Annotated in this window: 19 protein-coding genes and 1 riboswitch; of the genes, 4 read left to right on the plus strand and 15 right to left on the minus strand. The window is 46.8% G+C overall.

Going from position 1 to position 20349, the window contains the following annotated elements; genetic code table 11:
• Positions 1–138: 138 nt before the first annotated feature.
• Positions 139–329: riboswitch (cobalamin riboswitch) on the minus strand.
• 199 nt (positions 330–528) lie between these two features.
• The 13 genes from MKX40_RS28470 to MKX40_RS28530 all read right to left on the minus strand — a co-directional run bounded on the left by MKX40_RS28470 (position 529) and on the right by MKX40_RS28530 (position 12079).
• A complete protein-coding gene (locus tag MKX40_RS28470; RefSeq protein WP_339238385.1) occupies positions 529–1365 on the minus strand; it encodes a uroporphyrinogen-III synthase in 837 nt (278 codons plus the stop codon).
• Positions 1366–1495: 130 nt separating this feature from the next.
• Entirely contained in the window at positions 1496–2698 is a 1203-nt protein-coding gene (locus MKX40_RS28475; RefSeq protein ID WP_339238387.1) for an endospore germination permease, read from the minus strand.
• Between the two features lie 54 nt (positions 2699–2752).
• Positions 2753–2974, minus strand: coding sequence for a hypothetical protein (locus MKX40_RS28480; protein WP_339238389.1), 222 nt, complete (start codon positions 2972–2974; stop codon positions 2753–2755).
• On the minus strand, positions 2967–4166 hold the full coding sequence (locus MKX40_RS28485) for a Ger(x)C family spore germination protein (RefSeq protein WP_339238391.1): 1200 nt from the start codon (positions 4164–4166) through the stop codon (positions 2967–2969). The genes MKX40_RS28480 and MKX40_RS28485 overlap by 8 nt, the downstream gene beginning before the upstream one ends.
• 4 nt (positions 4167–4170) lie before the next feature.
• Complete coding sequence (locus MKX40_RS28490) at positions 4171–5766, minus strand: spore germination protein (RefSeq protein WP_339238393.1); 1596 nt, start codon at positions 5764–5766, stop codon at positions 4171–4173.
• A gap of 177 nt (positions 5767–5943) precedes the next feature.
• Complete coding sequence (locus MKX40_RS28495) at positions 5944–6279, minus strand: hypothetical protein (RefSeq protein WP_339238395.1); 336 nt, start codon at positions 6277–6279, stop codon at positions 5944–5946.
• A gap of 44 nt (positions 6280–6323) precedes the next feature.
• Positions 6324–7025, minus strand: a complete 702-nt coding sequence (locus MKX40_RS28500; protein WP_339238397.1) for a pirin family protein — start codon at positions 7023–7025, stop codon at positions 6324–6326.
• A gap of 201 nt (positions 7026–7226) precedes the next feature.
• Positions 7227–7640, minus strand: coding sequence for a DoxX family protein (locus MKX40_RS28505; protein WP_253441511.1), 414 nt, complete (start codon positions 7638–7640; stop codon positions 7227–7229).
• Positions 7641–7699: 59 nt separating this feature from the next.
• Entirely contained in the window at positions 7700–8560 is an 861-nt protein-coding gene (locus MKX40_RS28510) for a M56 family metallopeptidase (protein WP_339238399.1), read from the minus strand.
• 1 nt (position 8561) lies between these two features.
• Positions 8562–8978: a BlaI/MecI/CopY family transcriptional regulator gene (locus MKX40_RS28515; RefSeq protein ID WP_339238401.1), complete on the minus strand. Its 417-nt coding sequence runs from the start codon at positions 8976–8978 to the stop codon at positions 8562–8564.
• Between the two features lie 210 nt (positions 8979–9188).
• Positions 9189–10652, minus strand: coding sequence for a catalase (locus MKX40_RS28520; protein ID WP_339238403.1), 1464 nt, complete (start codon positions 10650–10652; stop codon positions 9189–9191).
• Between the two features lie 249 nt (positions 10653–10901).
• Positions 10902–11708 carry a winged-helix domain-containing protein gene (locus tag MKX40_RS28525; RefSeq protein WP_253441518.1) on the minus strand — a complete coding sequence of 269 codons (807 nt, stop codon included), beginning with the start codon at positions 11706–11708 and terminating at the stop codon, positions 10902–10904.
• Complete coding sequence (locus MKX40_RS28530) at positions 11684–12079, minus strand: transcriptional repressor (RefSeq protein ID WP_036612807.1); 396 nt, start codon at positions 12077–12079, stop codon at positions 11684–11686. Before MKX40_RS28530 ends, MKX40_RS28525 begins: the two co-directional genes overlap by 25 nt.
• A 273-nt stretch (positions 12080–12352) precedes the next feature.
• Between MKX40_RS28530 and MKX40_RS28535 the strand changes: the two genes are divergently transcribed.
• Positions 12353–13471 (plus strand): diguanylate cyclase, encoded by a 1119-nt coding sequence (locus tag MKX40_RS28535; RefSeq protein ID WP_339238405.1) that lies wholly within the window; start codon positions 12353–12355, stop codon positions 13469–13471.
• Positions 13472–13578: 107 nt separating this feature from the next.
• On the opposite strand, the gene MKX40_RS28540 is transcribed toward MKX40_RS28535, so the two are convergent.
• Together MKX40_RS28540 and MKX40_RS28545 are read right to left on the minus strand one after the other, a co-directional pair.
• Positions 13579–14517 (minus strand): aldo/keto reductase family protein, encoded by a 939-nt coding sequence (locus MKX40_RS28540; RefSeq protein WP_339238407.1) that lies wholly within the window; start codon positions 14515–14517, stop codon positions 13579–13581.
• Positions 14518–14694: 177 nt separating this feature from the next.
• Positions 14695–16332: a histidine kinase dimerization/phospho-acceptor domain-containing protein gene (locus tag MKX40_RS28545; protein ID WP_339238409.1), complete on the minus strand. Its 1638-nt coding sequence runs from the start codon at positions 16330–16332 to the stop codon at positions 14695–14697.
• A gap of 482 nt (positions 16333–16814) precedes the next feature.
• Here MKX40_RS28545 and MKX40_RS28550 point away from each other — a divergent pair, with 482 nt between their 5' ends.
• From MKX40_RS28550 to MKX40_RS28560, 3 genes are all read left to right on the plus strand, one after another.
• On the plus strand, positions 16815–18776 hold the full coding sequence (locus MKX40_RS28550; protein WP_339238411.1) for an anaerobic ribonucleoside triphosphate reductase: 1962 nt from the start codon (positions 16815–16817) through the stop codon (positions 18774–18776).
• Positions 18773–19282, plus strand: a complete 510-nt coding sequence (nrdG, locus tag MKX40_RS28555; RefSeq protein ID WP_339238413.1) for an anaerobic ribonucleoside-triphosphate reductase activating protein — start codon at positions 18773–18775, stop codon at positions 19280–19282. The genes MKX40_RS28550 and nrdG overlap by 4 nt, the downstream gene beginning before the upstream one ends.
• Before the next feature lie 221 nt (positions 19283–19503).
• Entirely contained in the window at positions 19504–20343 is an 840-nt protein-coding gene (locus MKX40_RS28560; RefSeq protein WP_339238416.1) for a methyl-accepting chemotaxis protein, read from the plus strand.
• Positions 20344–20349: the final 6 nt, after the last annotated feature.

The following is a 20349-nucleotide window of genomic DNA, read 5'->3' on the forward strand; positions in this document are numbered from 1 at the left end:
CATGTACGTACACTCAAGAACACAGCCCCAGACTCCCGAAGGGTAGTCCTGTGACTATGTGGCCTGGAGGGGCCAGCCGGGCGAACCGATTGTTCGCCCAATTCCTGATTCTTCGTACACCACTCCTTTCCGCGAAGGGTTTGGTGACACATGCAAGGTAGGTCTCCTGGCTTTGGATCATCAGCTTCCTTTTCTGTCTTCCCCGGCTTTCCGAGTGACTTGGATCAAAAAGGGCTTCACCATTACAGTGGCGGGACCGCTCGGGACTTTCACCCGATTCCCTGTTACCTCTTGCTGCACGCAAGAGCACCTTGCTTGTTTTCATTCAATATTGTTTTCATAATAACACCGTGCAGGAAATAATGTCCATGCTTATGATACTTATCCATTCTTCTATTTTCAGACAAAACAGAAAAAAGTCCTGATCCAAAAATCGGATCAGAACCCGGAATAACCTATGCATATCCCATTCGTTATAACCATCCAACAACCCTTGCATTGAGTTCGTTTCTGTTAACGACTCAACCTTTATTGCTGACCGCCAACCTTGTCTGCACGCCCTGCGGAAAAGTAACGTCCAAGTTCAACGATGAGTGCACCCATCTTCTCTTCCTCCGGAATGACCAGCGCCTCAATGCCTTCTTCACGCATGGAGTTTGCTGTAACTTTACCTACGGATGCAGGAATTACGCCTTGTCTGAAAGCGGCAAGCAACGGCTCAAGCTTGTCCTTGGAGGCCGCATATTGCGTCAGAAATCTGACCTGGGGTCCACTTGTGAACGCAACAGCATCTACCTCGAACTTTAGAATTTCATGCAACAGCTGTTCCAGCTCTGCATCTTCCGGCGGTACATGGCGGTAAGGGAGCACTTGTCTGACGATTGCACCTTGTTCTTCCAACCATGCAACGAGTTTGGGAGCTGTCTCCCCATGAAGCTGTAATATGACCTTTTTCCCTGCGAGATCATGCGGGGCGAATTCTCGAATGAGCCCGTCCGTGCTACCGTCATCATCCCGTACCAGAGGCGTTAATCTGCGCTTTTTGAGCGCATTCACCGTCTTGTATCCCCTCGCTGCAATGGAGGATTCCGATAATACATCCAAAAACTGTCCCGCAATTTCCATATCCTCAGCCATTTCAAACAATGCATCCAATCCCATACCCGTCGTTAACACCGCCCAGTCTGGCGGGTCTGAGATCCAGGATACCAGCCCATCCCTGGTATTCCGATCATCCAGGAATACCGTCCCCTGTGCCGGTCGCACGAGCGGAATTCCCCCCATTTTTTCAACCAGTATGGACATCTCTTTCGATTTTCGTGGTCCTGTCAATGCTACACGCACACCTGCCAAATGTTGAGCCATTCATGTTCCCCCCGTTAGTCCAGCCGAATGTTCATCAGTCTGACTACAGTATACAGGGTACTTCTGTGAAGCGAAACTGTGCTTACGCTATTTTTGCCCGTTCATCTATAAGGATTTTTGATGGAATGTATCAGGAAGGTTGGAGTTCTCCCCCATGACGATCCTGCCTTCTTTTCTCCCCGTTCTTCTCCGAATCAGTGGATTCTTGTCCCTGTTCATGCTTCTCTTTCTTGGACTGCTCTCCCGATTTCTGGTGGGCAGATTCTTTTTTATCCTTTTTGCGAGGACGAAGGAAAAGAAACAGCACAAGCGGGAACAGTACTTCAAAAACAATGGCAATCCATGTCCATTCCCGGGTAAAACGATACAACTGAATGGCGTTTCTGAAAAACCAGAATGCACAAACAAAGCCTAACAGTGCCACTGGACCAGTCATGACCTTTCCGGAAACTTTCGGAATCATTCGCTTCAGTCCCCAACAGACAAAGTACAGATCAAATGCAATTTTGGTGATCATGGTAGGCAGGGTCGCCGCTGCCAGCGCCAGATCAAACCGATCCAGGAAATCACTTATTTGCAACTGCCTTGCCAGCTCATAAGAAGGGTATACCAGCCTGGACGCAATAGGTACACCTATCGACGTGATGGTTTCCACTAGAATCAGCATCATCAGCAATCCCGAGATGATAATGCCCCATAGCACAGGTTTGAAGCGAAAGTCACTGCCTTTGACGACAAAAGGTAAGGCGATCATCTCGCCATAAAAAGAAAATATGTACCAACTCCCTTTGCCTACACCTGCCGTATCGACATGAAAATAGGGCATCAGATTGTCCATATTGATCTGCTGGATAAGCATGAAAGGCACAATGATAGAGTTCAACAGGAACAGGGTAACATAGAGTTCCGACATTCCGATCAACGAACCAAGCCCACCTCGGACGATAAATACCGCCATAATCATAAGTGACAATACAACGATGGAAATCGGTGTCGTCTCTAATAAAGTTATACTTACATAATCGCCAATTAATCGGATATCTCTTGCGAATATGAAGAAAAAAAACAAAACGTACATTACACCTGCGAGCCTTCCCATAAAGGGGAACCTGTCAGCAAGGGCCTCAAATAGATCCTGATTCGGAAACCTTCGCTGGATTCGGCTTACCATCCACATGGATATAACCATCACGAGAACAACTGGCACATACGAGAGATAAGCGTGCTGTTCCGCATAATAAATAGCCTGCGCATGGGGTTGAATCAACGTGCCCGTAATACTGAGAAGCAGCACAAGTAGTACAATCTGTCGAGAAGTTACACTTTGATTCATACCATACCTCCTTTCCATCATTCAATCTGTACTTCGCACCACCCCAGTCCCCATCTACGGTAACGGTAAAAAGCGCTGGATGATATGGCTAATCCATACCGCCACAAAAAAGGTTTTGCTTAAATGGGTTACATAAAGCCAAAGGCCAGTTCCTATTCCAATCAGACCGTAGGATAACCATCGATTAACAGCTGCGGCCTGCTTCAGGTGTCTGAAGTCCATGACAATGACAATAATGACCATCCCCAGATAGGTGAACAATAGTGGTTTAATCATGTACAATATCCTCCTCCATGACACCAATCGGCTTGTTAACTATCCCCACATTTTCAATGATGACATGAGGGATAACGTTTACCTCAACATCAGGATAGATATCATTCCATCGATCCTTCATTTTGTCCCACTCTTTAGGCATGTGTTGATGGATCGACCGACCAATCCCGAGAATATCGGCATGATATTTTTGCTGTATTAACCGAACTCCTTCAACGATATCCTCTTTTATTTTTTGGTGGATCGCATCATTTAATTTCAAAATCTCTTTTTCACGCAGATCACCGTAATTTGATTCGTTATCTACTACCACGCCTTTGGCGTACAATTGAACGGTTACACTAACCTTGCCATCCTTGACACTGGGGTGCAGTGAAGAATTGTTCTCGTTCAGCTTGATGAATATATCTCCTTCTCCGCGCGGAGCCTTGACCATAATTTCAGGCGCATTGGCTTCTCCCATAGCGAGAATCAAGGCATCGGCGGGAGCTTTGTCAATCATGCCTACCAACTTGTCTTTTTTAAAAATGGCCAATCCATCCAGCTTGATATTTGTTTTGGCATCCTTCCAATTCTTCGGAACATTGTCGACTTTTGAAGCAACTGGCAGGAATGGATCTACTCCGTCACTGAGGATCGCATCAGTGAATGTTTTAAGGGAACGTGGGTTTCGCATATTTAGAAAGCACAACTCTCTCACCATCTCAGATGGAAACTTCTCTATGGGTGCATCCGTATCCATGACTTTATATGCCGCGCCTTTCGTCACAACTGGTAATGCAGAGAATCGGTTGAGCGGGTAGCGCGTAAACAAATCAAGCATTGGAGCTACGCCATCCCTTGCAAGATCCTCTCCAATAAGCATGGTACGGCGGTGTGCATAATAAATCGTTCGTGAGAGTGATTTTTGGCCTTCAAGTGTAGTCCCCCTCAGTGTCTTCGCGGTATTGGACAACATGAACCACGATTTATCCCCGCTTGTCCCCCCTCCACCTCCAGAACTCCCGGTAGAACCGGATTGTCCAGGCAGAGCAATCTGGAGACTGGATCTGTAATTGTCCTGCTCCTTATCAACAGCTATGCCAATCACAAAGGCAATATCATTAATTTCCTTACGATCCCAACAGCCTGCTATGAAAATGGTACATAGCAGTAACATCAACACATCGCGGAATTTACGAATAAGAAACATGTGTTCACCATCCTTCCTCAGCTTCAGGCGAACCATTGATCTTCTCTTTCATCCGTTTCTGATCCCGATGAACCGTAGAAGGACGATTGATCATTTTCCACCATGGCACACGAATAAGAATATCTTTGGTATCTGTTTTACTATACGGGCTAAGACCTGACAGATAAGGTACACCAAACGAAGTCATCTGTGTCAGATGTACCGAGATCAGAACTAAGCCAATGACAATGCCATACAATCCGAGCATACCCGCCAGCAACATGATCGGAAATCGCAATAGGCGCACGGTGATCGCGAAGTTAAACCGCGGAATCGTAAAGGAAGCTATACCTGTCATGGATACGATAATAACCATCGGTGCGGACACTATCCCGGCCTGTACTGCGGCCTGTCCGATCACAAGTGCGCCGAGAATACTGACGGCTTGCCCCACTGTTTTGGGTAACCTGACCCCGGCTTCCCGAAGAGCTTCAAATGACAGCTCCATGATGAGGGCTTCAACCAAAGCCGGAAAAGGAATGGCTTCCCGGGCACCTGCGATACTCAGAATCAGCGTGGTTGGCAGCATATCCTGATGAAATGTTGTAATAGAGATATACAAGGCTGGCAGGAACAGAGCGATGGCTACGAACAAGAAGCGAATCCACCGCACCAGATTACTGATGAAGAATCGCTCGTAATAATCCTCACTGGCTTGCAGCATCTGCCACATCGTGACTGGAGCAATCAGCGCGAATGGGGTTCCATCTACCAGAATGGCAAAGCGTCCTTCCAACAGATTGCCTGCAACGGTATCCGGCCGCTCCGAGTAGTGCATCTGCGGGAAAGGCGAATACGGATGATCTTCAATCAATTCCTCGATATAACCCGTTTCCAGGATGCCATCAATATTGATTTTTTCCAGACGTTTCTTGACATCTTGAATCGTTTTTGGATCAGCAATACCTTCCAGATAGGTCAGCACAATATCGGTCTTGGTTTCTGTGCCAAGAGTCATGCTTACCATCTTGAGAGAAGGTGTTTTCAGCTTGAAGCGCAGCAAAGCCGTATTCACGCGCAGTGTTTCGGTAAACCCCTCCCGTGGTCCCCGAATCACGGATTCTGTCTGCGGTTCCTCCACACCACGTCTGACGCCACCTTTGACATTGAACATCCAGGCTTCGCGACTTCCACCGACCACCAGAAGGGCAGAGGATGCCAGCACACCTTCTGCCGCAGCAGCCCAAGTTTCGACCCGTTTCACCTGCGTCAGCTCAACGGTTGTATCATCCAGTGGAACATCGGGCTCATCTGTGCGCTGCTGCACCAGCCCTCGAATAATTGGACGCAGCATATGCTCCTGGATATCAGCCGAGTTAACAATGCCTTCAATATAGACCAGAAGCCCTTTCACTTCCGGTGTAATCATGACATTGCGAAAAACCACATCCGAGCAATCGGAGAAGATCTCCTTTACCGCTTGAATCTGAGTTTCATGTACTGCACTAATCGGCTGCCGTAGAAAAGGCGGGGATGGCAGTCCCAAAGGGATATGTTTTTTCTCTTCTGAAGCTCGTCCCGGTTGTCGGGACTTGTCTTTCCCAGATGTTTTGTCCGCCATATGCCGCCCCTCCGTTCTTGTTTTTTTATACAAGGTAGCTTGTGCCAGACAGTCGTGAATTATGTGGTCTTTTTTGCAAAATTACGAAGAATTTTCTCTATCCGGACAGCAAAAAGGCCTCTGTATTTAACAGAGACCTTCTTATCTATTCCAGATCCTAATCAAGCTATTTTAAAGTTAATCCGCAAAATAATCTTCAGGCACATAACGAATCTCCGACTTCGCATAGATGCTTAGTGTGTGGCTCTCCCTGTCGTACACAACTCGCTCACCTTCTACGTAGTACCAGTGCTTCAAAAGGGGTTGTTCCTTGCGCTGCACGAAACGAAATACGTTCAGTTCCTGTCTAAGCTCCATAATCTGTTCCACAATCTGCTCGTCCAGACCCGTCACGGTAAATAAGAAGCCTGTACCCTCCTGTTGGAATCGATAGGACAGTGAATCTGTTTTGCTATTCGCCAGTCCTCGCCCGGTTACCGCATGTTTGACCATAAACCATTCCTGTTGCGCCATACGTATATATCCTCCTTCATCTTGGAGTTCATTTCATCAGCCATTTACGGCAAATCAATAATCATATAGAACGTATCTTCGTTTCCTTGCAATTCTATTGAATTTCGCTGTTCCACACGAGCTGTATCGCCTTCGTTCAACAGGTACTCTCCATCCAATCCCAGCTTGCCTTCGATGGAGAAAAGGTACATCCGACGGCCCGAATCCTGGTTGAAGGTTAACGTCTCGTCTTTGGCCAATCGGCCAAGATAGATCGTCATATCCTGATGAATAGTCGCGACTCTTGGTCCTCCATCCGGGGATACAATCGGCACGAGTGCTCCTGCCAGTGCCGCTGGATCAAAAGATGTGGTCTCATATGAAGGTTGCAACCCTTTCGTATGCGGCATGAACCAGAGCTGAAGCAGACGTACTTCTTCGGTATCGGATGCATTATGCTCGGTATGAATCATGCCACTGCCTGCTGACATTCGCTGAATACCGCCAAAACCTGTAACGGCGACATTGCCCAGATTATCTTCATGTCGTAGCTTGCCTCTGAGTACAATGGACACAATCTCCATATCACTATGTGGGTGAGCTCCAAAGCCGCGACCAGGTGCAATTACATCATCGTTCGCTACCCGCATCGGTCCAAATGCCATATTTTCCGGGTCTTGGTATTCTCCGAAAGAAAAGCTGTGACTGCCACGGAGCCAGCCTCGATCAAAGCTGGAGCGGGCATCGGATGGAATGACGTTAATCATAAAATGCATCCTCCTTATTTTTTCTTAGTAGCATACTTATTCTCATTGTAACAAACCACAGGCATGTCGTCCAAACTAAAAAAGTTCTCTACCGATCAGCCCGGTTCGCAAATACAATTTCCGAACCGGCCTGGCCAATAAAGAACCTCGTTACAGGACTAATCCTGCACTTCATTATTTATTTAACAATCGTTAGCCGCGTCAAGCACTCACATTCTGACGAGCGTTACCCTGTCTGGAGAAAAGATAATCCACAGCCAGAAAGCGGCTTCCTGTGAAGAGCAGTGTCAGGGAACCCGCCAACAACAGGTAATCGAACTCGGTACCACTCATGAATGGCTGACCCACTTTGGCTGTAAGCAGAACGCCACCCATAACGATAACAAATAGGGCAGCAAACACACGTGTTCCAAGACCCAGAATCATCGCTGCACCACCTACCAACTCAATGATTGCTACAACGGAGGCAAGAAATCCGGGAATACCAATACTTTCGAAAAATCCTACCGTACCGCTAATTCCACCTTCGAATTTACTCCAACCGTGCAATACAAAGATCAACCCGATCATAATCCTGGAGAAAAGCAGTCCAATCTCTACACTTTTATTATTCATGTTCATCTTCCTTCCTCGTTATATTCGAAATATTTGACCTCACATTTAGCCAAATTAATCTATCCGATGGACCAGACAAACAAGACAGACAGCAATAGGAAAACAGTAACCGACATCAGAACAGCATAACGTGGCAATCTCAGCGTCACGTCCTGTTCCGGGTCCAGCAGACGTGAAATTCGGACATTCACCGACGTATCCGCAAATGAGGATTGTACGGTCAGTTCTTTGGCCCCCCAAGGTTCAGGACAAGCACGTAGTAGCTTGAGCAAAGCACTTCCAATACCTGCCACATTGCCTGTACGTTCAATGGCCTCATTGTCTGCCAGAATTTCTCTAACGATATGGTATTGCTTTGAAGTGTGCTTTAAAACAGGAATATACGGCATCATGATTGCAAATACCGACAGTAACGTCGTCTTCAGAGGATCACGGTGCCACAGATGGTGTACTTCATGATAGACAACCGCTACTTCCTCTTCTGCATCAAGCATGTCCAGTAGCCCAGTGGAAAGTACAATATAGGGTCTCCATAAACCAATGGTAAATGCGACGGGTGAACGCTTGTCCACCACAATGAAACTTGGCTGTCCTAGATCATGATATGTGGACTCCAACTCACGGGATAGCGCCCGAATCTCCATAGAGCGAAGCTTGTGGATTGCTGCCCGTGTTTTCATCATACGTACCGTTAGCAACCAGCCTGTTCCTGCAAAGGTCAGCAAGACCAGTGCCAGCAGGAAATGTCCAACGGATAACCAACCCAATCGACTCATCCAATGATTGCAGAGCCAGAGCAGATTAAACGGGATATCCCAGCCAAAGATTTTGTACATCGCATACATGAACATCTGCATGAACACGAGTAGCGGAATGCCAAACCCGACGGTAAACAAAAGTTTCGAGCGGGTCTTCCACATCTTAATCGCTATCCTTTTTCCATTGCTTGATCTTCTGTTCCAGGCGTTCAATCAGACCTTCATCTGCTTCGTCCAGTGCATCCAGCATATGATTCAATGCCAATGCTCCGAATTCATCCACCAACTCATGCGACAGTTCCTTGGATTGGTCGTTCATAAACTCCTCCTTGCTCTGTACCGGTTGGTACAAAGATGTTCTGCCCTTTTGTGACTTTCCGAGAAGTCCCTTGTCCACGAGCCGGTTCATCACTGTCATGACTGTATTAAAATTGACGTCTTTGTCTTGTTCAAGTGCGGTCTGCACTTCACGGATGCTGCTGCCTGGACGAGCCCATAAAATGTCCATGATCTTGGCCTCCAGCGGACCGAAAAATCGGTTGAGCCCACGCTCACCCACTTTAAAATTGTGTATTCTCATGTTCTGACACCCCTCACACTACCCATTGTAGTGCCATCAAATGAGAAGTCAACCTCTATGTCAGCTATTTTATGTAAATGATTTGTAAATTTGTTTTCCATTTCAGTAAAAAAGGCCAAAGACCGGGAAATTCCGCACGTTTCGCGGTTTTCCCGGCCTTCACCGAATATCAGTCCATATGATGTTGTGAGAATATGATTTTACTGCGCTTTATTTTCCATCCTGTGAAGGCATATGTGCAGATATATCCACACCAAGTCCATGAGCCAGACGTCCGCCTAGCTGTCCATCCGCACGGAAGAAGTGGCATAAAGCACGCATTTGAATATCGACTGACACTCCCTTAAGATCATTGATCAGATTATCCAACAAGTGCTGCTGCTCTACTGGAGTAAATGAACGGAAAAGCTCTCCTGCTTGCGTGTAATCATCCGTTTTCTCAATTTTCTCGCGTGTAACATGCCCTTGTAATGGAACCTGACTGTCCCGGTATGCCGGATCTTCCTGCGGGCTGTTTCCGGAACTGTTCGGTTCATAGTTCACCGGAGATGGGTCCTGATTCACATTCATGAGTCCATCACGCTGATGATTACGAACGGGTGCGTACGGGCAATTCACCGGAATTTGCAAATAGTTCGTTCCAAGCCGGTGCCGCTGTGTATCCGGATAGGAGAATAGGCGCCCTTGCAGCAATTTATCTTCGGAAGGTTCAATTCCAGGGACAAGCGAACTAGGAGAAAAGGCCGCCTGTTCCACTTCAGCGAAGAAGTTTTGCGGATTCCGATTCAGTGTCATGGTCCCTACCGTATGAAATGGCAGTACATCTTCAGGCCATGTTTTGGTTGGGTCGAGTGGATCAAAAGCAAAATCATCCATTTGCTCCGGCTTTAAGAGCTGAACCTGTAGCTTCCACTGCGGGTATTGCCCGTTCTTGATATGTTCATGCAGGTCACGGGTAGCATGATTAAAGTCCTGTCCTTGTACCTCGGCAGCTTCCTGACGAGAGAATCCCCGAACCCCTTGTGCAGACTCCCATTTGTATTTCACATAATGGACCTGCCCCTGTGCATTAATCCATTTGAAAGCATGTACGCCGAAACCATCCATCTCCCGATAACTGGCCGGTGTGCCTAGATCTGAGAACAACCAGGTCATCATATGCGTTGATTCAGGTGAGAGGGTCATAAAGTCCCAATATCGGGCGGGGTCCTGAATGTTCGTATCCGGAGCCGGCTTCAGAGAGTGAACCATATCGGGAAACTTCATCGCATCACGAATGAAGAACACAGGCAGATGGTTACCGACGATATCATAGTTGCCTTCCCGGGTGTAGAATTTAACGGCAAATCCACGTGGATCTCGTGCAGTCTCTGGTGATCCTGTACCGTGAATAACGGTCGAAAAACGAACCAGCACATCCGTCTCCGTACCCGGATCTTGCAGGAAATCCGCTGTTGTATAAGCCTTCATACTCTGCTCCAGCGTGAATACACCATGAGCCCCGGCACCTCTTGCATGTACGACTCTTTCAGGAATACGTTCACGGTCAAAGTGGGCAATTTTCTCAATGAGATGATAGTCTTCAAGCAATGTCGGCCCTCTTCTGCCTGCTGTGCGGGAATTCTGGTTATCACCTACAGGTGCTCCCTGATTCGTTGTCATACGTTCTGTCATCCTGTCGTCCTCCTCTAATGGATCTCACGGCTGCTATATATCTACTACTAAAATCATATTCGGCTTCGATATAAATATACATTTAGACTTGATCTAACTGTTAAATTGATTCTAACATGTCCTACGTTGCTCTTGCATGAGGTTCACATGAGATTAAGATGAGGTTCCTCAACACTTCATGAATGAACCATGAACATGTTTTCAAAAAGCATGATCTAAACGATAATCATGGCAATAAAAAAAAGCGGACTAATCCGCCAGGCGGTAGCCCACTCCTCTTACCGTTACGATATATTGCGGCGAAGACGCGTTATCGCCCAATTTTTTGCGCAAGCTTTTGATATGAACATCAACCACATTACTTCCACCTGTAAAGTCTGTTTCCCAGATATCGCTGAGCATCTCCTCACGGGAAATGACTGCACCTTTGGCATCAATCAGCTTGAGTAACAGATCATATTCGGTCTTGGTTAGATGGATCCGGTTATTATCACGCTGCACACTCATCCGTTCACGATCAAGCCACAGATCTTTGAAGCCGACACGCTGCCCTTCCTCAGGCAAAAAGCCGCGTTTGGGCAGAGCGGGACTGTTGCCAATCATACGCTGCACCCGGTAGAGAGCTTCCTGCGGGCGTGCAGGCCACACCAGCAATTCCTCCTGAAGCATCGGTCCACTCGCGCTGCCGATCATCTTCTCACCGACCAGATAGAGACAAGGGGTTGTATGCTCAGCCTCACGATTCAATCGACTGCTAATGCCGGCAAATGCATCGATCGTTCCGGCAACAGATAGATCATAGATCAACAGATCGAAGACAAGACGCTCATGCAGATCCGGTTCCCATCGATGAAAGACCAGTACATCGAAACAGCTATCCGTTAAGGCCTTTACCAGTTCATGAACTTGCCCTGGCATCGGGCTTATCAGAATAACCCGTCGTGTAACAGGACAATTATCCACAAGAGGTGCTGCATCGGACAAGGCAGGTTTAACCCTAAGTGGTAAGCGGCGGCCAGGAACTTTTATTTTTACTTGATCCGTTTGTTTCTGCATTCCCCGCAGACACCTCCAAAGACCACATGAGCATGATCGATTGCATATCCGGTTTCTTCAGCTACCTGTTTCATCCATTGTGGAGGAACCTCTGTCATCACCTCGTCCACTTTGCCGCACACTTCACACATAATGTGCTGATGATCGTCCATCCGGGCATCGTAACGGCTTGCTGTCTCTCCGAGTTTAAGCTCTCGTATCAATTCTTTGTCCGTCAGATAACGTAGAGAATTATACACCGTACCATAGGCCAGATTATAACCTTGTTCCACTAGTCGATTCATAACATCAGCAGCTGTCGGGTGATCCTCCGAATGGCGCACCACATCATATACCGCTTGCCGTTGTATCGTCAGATTTAAAGTTCTCACAACCATTTCTCCTTTATATTGATGCATTTTATATGAAATCAGACACTGATCTTCTACTTAGGATGGTTTTCCCAAAAAACTAAGATTACATTTTGATTTAGATTAAGTATAAATCTTATTGTATATCGAAGTCAATATGCACGCCAACATCCTGGCAATGCAAATAAAACACCTTTCCCAGCAATCCCCTCATATATTTGGGATAATATGGTTCGCTACGACACCGCTTTTCAGATAAAATGTAGGGATGTGCGTAAAAAGGGGGAATGTCGGTTGTTTAGCACTTTTTTCATTAATATCTGTGTCATGATTACGTTTATGTATGTATCCGGGATCATTGCAAAGTTCTATAGTATCCGATTGCCTTTTCCCTCGTTACGTGTTCAGTTGATCGGCGGCTTATTATTCGGCATATATGGCACAGTACTCATGAACTATTCCTTCCCTCTGAACGAGAGTACGATTGTAGATCTACGGCATCTGGCGATCGTTACCGCAGCGGTATATCTGGGAGGACTGGCTTCGGTCGTTACGGGACTTGTGCTCTCGATCCTTCGTATTCTGATGTTTGGCTTGTCATCCTCTGCCATAGATGCAGGATTTGTTATGACTCTAATCGGGTTGTCTGGTGTATACTTCGCCTATGCTTCCTGGTCCAGACTGACCAAAATTATTACGATGAATCTACTCGGCATAACGTTAATCTTTATCATCCTTATGTTGAATACAGACAGCATGAATTCATTAATGAAGGTATATCCGTTACAAATGACCATTTCCTTCATCGGTGGAATATTCATCTATTTCATCGCAGAATTCATCAATAAATCCAATGAAATGTTATTTCTATTGGAGAGAAGAGCATCTACCGATCATCTTACCAACCTTAGCAATCGACGACAGTTCGAAAAGTCACTTCTATCGGAACTTCAACATGCGCGGGATTACCAACAAAAGCTGTCCTTGCTTGCCATGGATATTGACCGATTCAAAAAGGTAAACGATACCTTTGGCCATTCTGCTGGCGATGCCGTTCTGAAGCAACTCGGACAACTTCTTGTTGAACACGCACGTTCTGCGGATATCGTGTCAAGAAACGGTGGTGAAGAATTCGCTATACTCTTGCTCGACTGCGGACAACGGCAGGCCATGGCTATCGCCGAATCTATCCGGCAGGCAGTAGAGAAATATCATTTTGCCCTGCCTGACGGACACACCACACGTCTAACCATTTCCATTGGCGTAGCCGTGTATCCGGATCATTGTGTGGAGCAAGACGATGACGACTTCTTCGAACAGGCAGACCGTGCACTATACGAAGCCAAGAATACAGGACGTAACCGTGTATGTGTCTTACCTTTAAGGTCCTTGCCTCTTACACTGGAAAGCTGACGGCTCCAATTGAAAAAGGGATGTCCCGCACGCCAATCACAGGCGTACAGGACATCCCTTGCTTTATATCTCACTCCATATCATCCCAGCCCAATATCTGACTGGAATCAGGAAAGTATCCCTTCAATTTCCTCAATAATGGTAGCATCCAGCTTCACGCCAGATGCAGCCGCATTTTCTTTTACCTGCTCGGGACGACTCGCCCCTACAAGTGCACTGGATACATTGTTCTGGCGCAGAATCCAGGCCAAGGCCAGTTGCCCAACCTTCAGGTCCAGCTTGTCCGCCACTTCAATCAATTGGCGAACTTTTCCGATGCGATCCGCGTTGATCTTGCCTTCGTCCCATCCAAGCTTAGCCGCACGACTGTTCTCGGGGATATCTGATACGGAAGTATATTTCCCGGTCAATAGACCTTGAGCAAGCGGGGAGTATACGACTTGTCCGATACCCTTACGCTCACCTAGCGGAATAATTTCATTTTCAATATAACGATCAAACATATTGTACACGGGCTGGTTCACCACGATATGATCCAAGAGCAAGCGATCTGCGGTACCCAAGGCAGCTTCCATCTGAGCCGCAGTCCACTGACTGACACCAACATACAGCACCTTGCCCTGACGTACCAGATCATCAAGTGCGCGGAGTGTTTCTTCAATTGGTGTCTCGGTATGATAGCGATGGCAGTAATAGATATCCACATATTCAACGCCTAGGCGCTTCAAGCTGGCTTCACATTGTTCCTTAATATGTTTACGAGACAGCCCCTGGTCATTCGGACCATCCCCCATTTTGCCAAATACTTTTGTTGCAAGCACGTAGGAGTCACGAGAATACGCTTTGAGCGTCTGTCCCAGCAGTTCTTCTGCTGCACCCCGTTCGTATACATTGGCTGTATCAAAAAAGTTAATGCCTTCATCGAATGCAGTTTCAATTGATTTCACCGCATTTTCACGTTCCACATACCCTCCGTACGTCAGCCAGCTTCCAAGGCTAATCTCGCTTACTTTCAGTCCGCTTCCACCCAATCTGCGATAATCCATTGATTGCATATCCTCCTCTATTGGTTATAAAGATGAAGTACATATTCTATTGTAACGTAACCAGCTCGGATGAAAAGGGCTTTGGCCTCAGAAATTGGAAAAATGCAAAGGCAAAAACAAAGAAGCGCACCTGTAGCAGGTGCGCCAACGGAGATAACTTTCCATTCGGCTGCCCGTTTAGGGCAGCGTAATACTCAATGCATTCAACAAATCAGCTTGTCTGACCGGTTTCGTCAGAACAGCATCAAAGGTTTCCGCTTCGTGCGGGTCAATGTGCATACCATATGGAACCAGAACAATGACGGGCAAGTTCTCCAGCCGCTGTTTCATTTCATGTACGAAATCAACTGCGCCGCCCTCTTGAAGTCCCATATCCACAACGGCTACATCCGGCTTGAAGCCCTCCTTGATCCACTCATGTGCTACACTCGAACCCGAGGTCATATGCACATCCATCTCCCATCTGCGCATCAGGGAAGAAACGCCTTGCAATATATCCGGGTCCTTGGCGAGCAACACCTTTTTCCCTTTTAACCGCTGCTGAATACTTGCAAGTTGAGGTAACTCCCAGTATCTGCGTAAGGGAAGGGCAATATGGAATTCCGTCTCATTCTCTCCCGCACTACTCACCTGAATACGGCCATGCATGAGAATGGCAAGATTTTGGCTTACTGCCAAACCCAGATTGCTTCCGATCAGTTTTTGGATATCCAAATTTTCATCTTGGCCGTTCAAAGTACGCAACTTCTTATCGGATACCATCTGACCCGTGTACTTCACCTTGAGCGCAAGTGTACCCATATCCTCTGTCTCTTCGCCGTTCACCATGGCCGTGATTAGAACTGAGCCTTCACGCGTTGAATCCAGAGCATATTGAATGACATGTGCAAGCAACTGTCCGATCTTGATCTCATCACCAACAAATACTTGCGACACATTCAAATCAAGATTCAATCCCAGATCAATATTCTTGCCCGATGCCATTCCGGCATAGAGATAAACGGTATTTTCAATGGTGCCGACCAGATCAAACGGATCATCATGGATAACCGTTTTGCCTGCCTCATTAATATTGAAGTTCATCATATTATTCAGGAGCGAGAGTAGTATGTTGCCACTCGTCTCGATCATATTTACATACTCCGATTGCTCTTCAGGCATGTCCGGTGTACGCATCAGATCCGTCAATCCCAGAATGCCGTTCAACGGATTGCGAATCTCGTGACTCATCAGCTTTAACATCTGTGATTTGGTCATCGCCTCGGATTCGGCTCGCTCTTTCTCTGCCTGGAGCTGCTCTTTCATTTGTTCCGAGTCACTCAATTTTCGTTCCTGCACATGCAGGGTGCTCTCCAGATCCACAACATATCCCAGAAAGACAGCCATCGCGTTCAGCGTCTTCATATCCGTTTCACTGATCACATAACCAGCATTGTCCATTAGACATATCGTTCCAAATGCTTCGCCAGATCTTCGTATGATAGGTACACCCACGAAGAAACGACTCCCAAGTCCACTCGTGACGTCCATGGAGCTTGTCATTGGGTTTTCACATGTATTCTGAATGGTAAGAACGCTACCTTTGTCTCTTAACACCAGACTGCAATATGATTCGTTAAATGAAAGCTCACTGCCTTTAACAATCAACTCTTCCGTACGGTTAAAGGCCTCCAAAATGAAATTCGTCACCCCATCATTCGTGGCAACGAAGATGGTATTGACCTTCAATATCCCGCTTAATACGTCCACGATATGGGCCGCAGCTTCCTTTATGTCTTCATAGAAGCCTCTCGTAATGCCTTCTGCCGTCCCCATGATTCACCCCTCTTGTCTCAGCTGCACTTTCAAATCTGTATATCAGAATGTTTAATCACGTACAAGGGTTCATCAAGAATCCGAATATCTGTCACAATCTATACTTATATGATTAACACCGTAGAAGTAAAAGAGAATCATACTCCCTGCCAATCGCCCCTTTTTTGGACAAAAGCAGGTCTTGAACTAATGACGTAACAAGCGTAAATATACTGCAAATTGCCTTTTCAAATGGCTCAAAGTTCATCTTGTCCAACTTCGGATATTTTACATGCAGAATAACTAGAAATTATACGCTTCTACTCAGACTTTGGGAACCTTTATCCGCAGTAATTAAAGGAAAGTCCATTTTGTCCATTAAGTTGTGTGACCATTATCACACCCAAAAAACCACATATAGTTTATAAATGGATAATACAAATCTACATATAGTATTTAACGCAATTTAAATGATCAATACATCATTTTAGGAGGAACCTTACATGAACTTGCTTGAGTATGCCACTCCACCGGCATCCGATCTATTATCCGACCTGGGAAGACGAATTATTGGCGCTGAAGATGCCGATACGCTGAGGGAAAATGCGAATCTGAACGGGGACTCCTTCAGCGGCAAGATGAGCAGGCTCGGTTCGGAGACCGCCAAGTGGCATGCTCTGCGTCATGTGTTGCCGGAAGAGCTTGCTCAAGCTGTGGAGAACGGGGATCTGTATGTACACGACCTGGATCAGTATGCACTTGGCACGACCAACTGCATCTTTATCCCGTTTGACCGTCTTCTTGCTGCGGGTTTCAATACAGGCAACGGATCGGTTCGCACACCTCAGACGATCATGTCTGCAATGGCTCTGGTTGCAATCATCTTCCAATCCCAGCAGAACAGTCAGTATGGTGGCGTATCGGCCAATAAGATTGATTGGGATCTAGCGCCCTATGTGCAGCGATCGTTTCGCAAACATTATCGCAAAGGACAACGACTTTTTGGTGAGAATGCTCTGATTGAAGATGAACAACTTCATCTGGACAGTATGGAAGCGAAGAATCAGTGCCCACGCGCATATGACTTCGCCTATGAAGAGACTGAACTGGAGACGGGACAAGCTGCCGAATCGCTGATCCATAACCTTAATACGATGAGCAGTCGGGCTGGTGGACAGATTCCATTCACATCACTGAATTATGGACTATGTACTTCTGCGGAAGGACGGTTGGTATCACGTTCATTGCTCGAAGCAACGATTCGCGGCCTGGGCAACGGGGAAACTCCCGTGTTCCCTCAACATATTTTCCAATGTAAACAAGGGATCAATCAGGCTCATGGCGAGCCAAACTATGATCTGTTCCGCCTTGCGGTCACCTGTTCATCCCGGCGGATGTATCCTAACTTTGTCAATGTGGATGCCTCGTTCAATCTGCCTTTCTATCATCCGGAAGATCCGGATACGATCATTGCAACCATGGGATGCCGCACACGTACTCTGGCTGACCGGTTTGGTCGTAATCGTCAAAGTGGTAAAGGTAATCTGTCGTTTAATACCATCAACCTGGTCAAGCTCGGCATCCGGTTTGGCATCTGCCAGGGCAACAGAGCGGTTGCCGATCGGGCGGGATTCTACACTGCACTGGAATCCGTGATGCAAAATGCTGCGCATGGTCTGTTGCATCGGTACCGTATCCAGACTGTTCAACCTGCTAAGGCGTCAGATTTCATGATGCGGGAGGGTGTATGGGAAGGCGGGGAGCAACTTGCTCCGAATGAACCCGTTGGGGATCTGCTCAAACATGGTACGTTATCCCTGGGTTTTATCGGTCTGGCAGAATGTATGACAGCTCTCTATGGACGCCATCATGGACAGGACCCTCATGTGCATCGTGAAGCGCTGAATATTATTCGCACCATGAGAGAGTTCTGTGATCAGATGAGCGAGCAACATAACTTGAATATCACCCTGTTTGCTACACCTGCTGAAGGGTTATCCGGCAAATTCACGAAGATCGATAGAGCGCGATATGGGCTTATTCCTGGAGTTAATGATCGGGAGTATTATACGAATTCATTCCATATCCCCGTATACCACACTCTTCCAGCTTATCGGAAGATTGAACTGGAGGCCCCGTTCCATACTTTGTGTAATGCGGGGGCAATCTCCTATGTGGAGCTGGACGGGAACGTTCGAGCCAACACCGCAGCTTTCCTGCGAATCGTGCAATATGCACTGGCGCAGGATATCGGGTATTTTTCCATTAATCATCCGATTGATCGCTGCCCTGCATGCGGTTATGAAGGTGTTATCGGGGATGTATGCCCAGGCTGCGAAGCTCATGAGAACCATGTACACTTCCAGCGGTTACGCCGTGTAACCGGCTATCTGACCGGAAATTACAAAGTGCGATTTAATGCTGCGAAGCAGGCTGAAGTACGGGATCGGGTGAAACACCGATGAATCTATATGGATACATCCCGGAATCGGTGAATGAGGGGACCGGCCTGCGTGCGGTGTTGTTCATCAGCGGTTGCCGCCACGCCTGTCCGGGCTGCTTCAGTCCGGATTCGTGGAGTTTTCGGGCGGGTGAGCCTTTTACAGAGGAGCGGCAGCAGCAGATTCTGCATGAAGTGACGAACCATCCGTTGCTCGATGGCGTGACGTTGTGTGGTGGTGATCCCTTTTTCTCGGCAGCAGAATGTGCGAACTGGATTCAGCAGCTCCGCACTGCACGTCCTGATATGACAGTATGGGCCTATACCGGATTCGCATATGAAGAGCTTGTTACTGACCCTGCGAGAGCGCAGCTTGCCCGACTATGCGACGTTATTATCGATGGGCGATATATTCAAGCTGAGCGTGACGTCTCTCTACCCTTTCGCGGCAGTCGGAATCAACGCTTGATTGATGTTAGTGCAACACTAGCCACTCAGACTATCGTTACGATGCAGCTCAGTATGCCATAAACATTGATTGTACTCCCCCTCCCCAATTATCAAGACATGAGTCCCCCAGTGCGGACTCGTGTCTTTTTGGCGTATAGAGATCTGCCTTAAAGAAATAGGATTTATCCATTCTCTCTATTTTCTTCTCTATTGCATGACGATATATTATATAGGTAGTTATTAATTTAGCATTTAAAATTTAACCGTTTACATAAGGTAATCAGGGAGGAATCATCTTTTATATGGATATTGTTCAAGCTTTAATTACATGTATGCCTTTCTTTCGAGATACGATTCGTCAGGATGTAACCCTCTCCGTTATTGATCATGAAAAATTCTTATATTTCTCAGCAGGAGAATCATTAAAGCAACTGAATTATCAACCCGGCGACCCTCTATTAGATGTAAATCGAAATTTTGCTGATCTCAACGGCGGTACAGTCAAACGATTCGATCACTATCCTAAAGATTTGTTTGGTGTTCCTTTTGATGTAGCTTTTATTCCCATTAAAAATGAACAAGGTGAAGTCATCGCCCTGTTTAATCTGCTCTACAGTATGGATGACCAGGACCAGCTGCAACAACTCATGGATGTTACCGAAAATCTGACCAACCAATTAATTGACAGTGTTCAGCATGTAGCTGCACACTCCGAGGAACTCAGTGCCACAACCGAAGAGATCCGGAACAACTCCAAACAAGCCGTGCAGAAATCAGGAAATGTAACTCAGGTTGCCAGTTTCATTCGTGAAATCTCCGAACAGACGAATCTGCTCGGCTTAAATGCGGCCATTGAAGCGGCTCGTGTAGGTGAAGCAGGTGCAGGTTTTGGCGTTGTTGCCAAAGAAATTCGCAAACTGTCTGTGGACACCAAGGAAGCGACGGCCCGTATTGAAGATTCTCTTCTATCCGTTCGACAATCCATTCAGGGCATGGAGAATGAACTGGGTGAGATCACGGCAAGCTCTCAAGAGCAGGCTGAACTCGTAAACAATTTCATGAGCACAATTGAGCAGCTGAACGAAACCAACAAACAATTGAAGCAATTTGTGCAAAAAATGATTACGTTTGACGGAAAATAAAAAGGC

The sequence above is a fragment of the Paenibacillus sp. FSL R5-0517 genome (assembly GCF_037974355.1).
GTDB lineage: Bacteria > Bacillota > Bacilli > Paenibacillales > Paenibacillaceae > Paenibacillus.

Coding starts and splice junctions, on each gene's coding strand:
- MKX40_RS28545 (WP_339238409.1), bottom strand. CDS start 16,332: ATGGGGACGGCAGAAGGCATTACGAGAGGCTTCTATGAAGACATAAAG.
- MKX40_RS28520 (WP_339238403.1), bottom strand. CDS start 10,652: ATGACAGAACGTATGACAACGAATCAGGGAGCACCTGTAGGTGATAAC.
- MKX40_RS28550 (WP_339238411.1), top strand. CDS start 16,815: ATGAACTTGCTTGAGTATGCCACTCCACCGGCATCCGATCTATTATCC.
- MKX40_RS28560 (WP_339238416.1), top strand. CDS start 19,504: ATGGATATTGTTCAAGCTTTAATTACATGTATGCCTTTCTTTCGAGAT.
- MKX40_RS28490 (WP_339238393.1), bottom strand. CDS start 5,766: ATGGCGGACAAAACATCTGGGAAAGACAAGTCCCGACAACCGGGACGA.
- MKX40_RS28510 (WP_339238399.1), bottom strand. CDS start 8,560: ATGTGGAAGACCCGCTCGAAACTTTTGTTTACCGTCGGGTTTGGCATT.
- MKX40_RS28480 (WP_339238389.1), bottom strand. CDS start 2,974: ATGATTAAACCACTATTGTTCACCTATCTGGGGATGGTCATTATTGTC.
- MKX40_RS28470 (WP_339238385.1), bottom strand. CDS start 1,365: ATGGCTCAACATTTGGCAGGTGTGCGTGTAGCATTGACAGGACCACGA.
- MKX40_RS28495 (WP_339238395.1), bottom strand. CDS start 6,279: ATGGCGCAACAGGAATGGTTTATGGTCAAACATGCGGTAACCGGGCGA.
- nrdG (WP_339238413.1), top strand. CDS start 18,773: ATGAATCTATATGGATACATCCCGGAATCGGTGAATGAGGGGACCGGC.
- MKX40_RS28500 (WP_339238397.1), bottom strand. CDS start 7,025: ATGATTAACGTCATTCCATCCGATGCCCGCTCCAGCTTTGATCGAGGC.
- MKX40_RS28475 (WP_339238387.1), bottom strand. CDS start 2,698: ATGAATCAAAGTGTAACTTCTCGACAGATTGTACTACTTGTGCTGCTT.
- MKX40_RS28505 (WP_253441511.1), bottom strand. CDS start 7,640: ATGAATAATAAAAGTGTAGAGATTGGACTGCTTTTCTCCAGGATTATG.
- MKX40_RS28540 (WP_339238407.1), bottom strand. CDS start 14,517: ATGGATTATCGCAGATTGGGTGGAAGCGGACTGAAAGTAAGCGAGATT.
- MKX40_RS28485 (WP_339238391.1), bottom strand. CDS start 4,166: ATGTTTCTTATTCGTAAATTCCGCGATGTGTTGATGTTACTGCTATGT.
- MKX40_RS28515 (WP_339238401.1), bottom strand. CDS start 8,978: ATGAGAATACACAATTTTAAAGTGGGTGAGCGTGGGCTCAACCGATTT.
- MKX40_RS28525 (WP_253441518.1), bottom strand. CDS start 11,708: ATGCAGAAACAAACGGATCAAGTAAAAATAAAAGTTCCTGGCCGCCGC.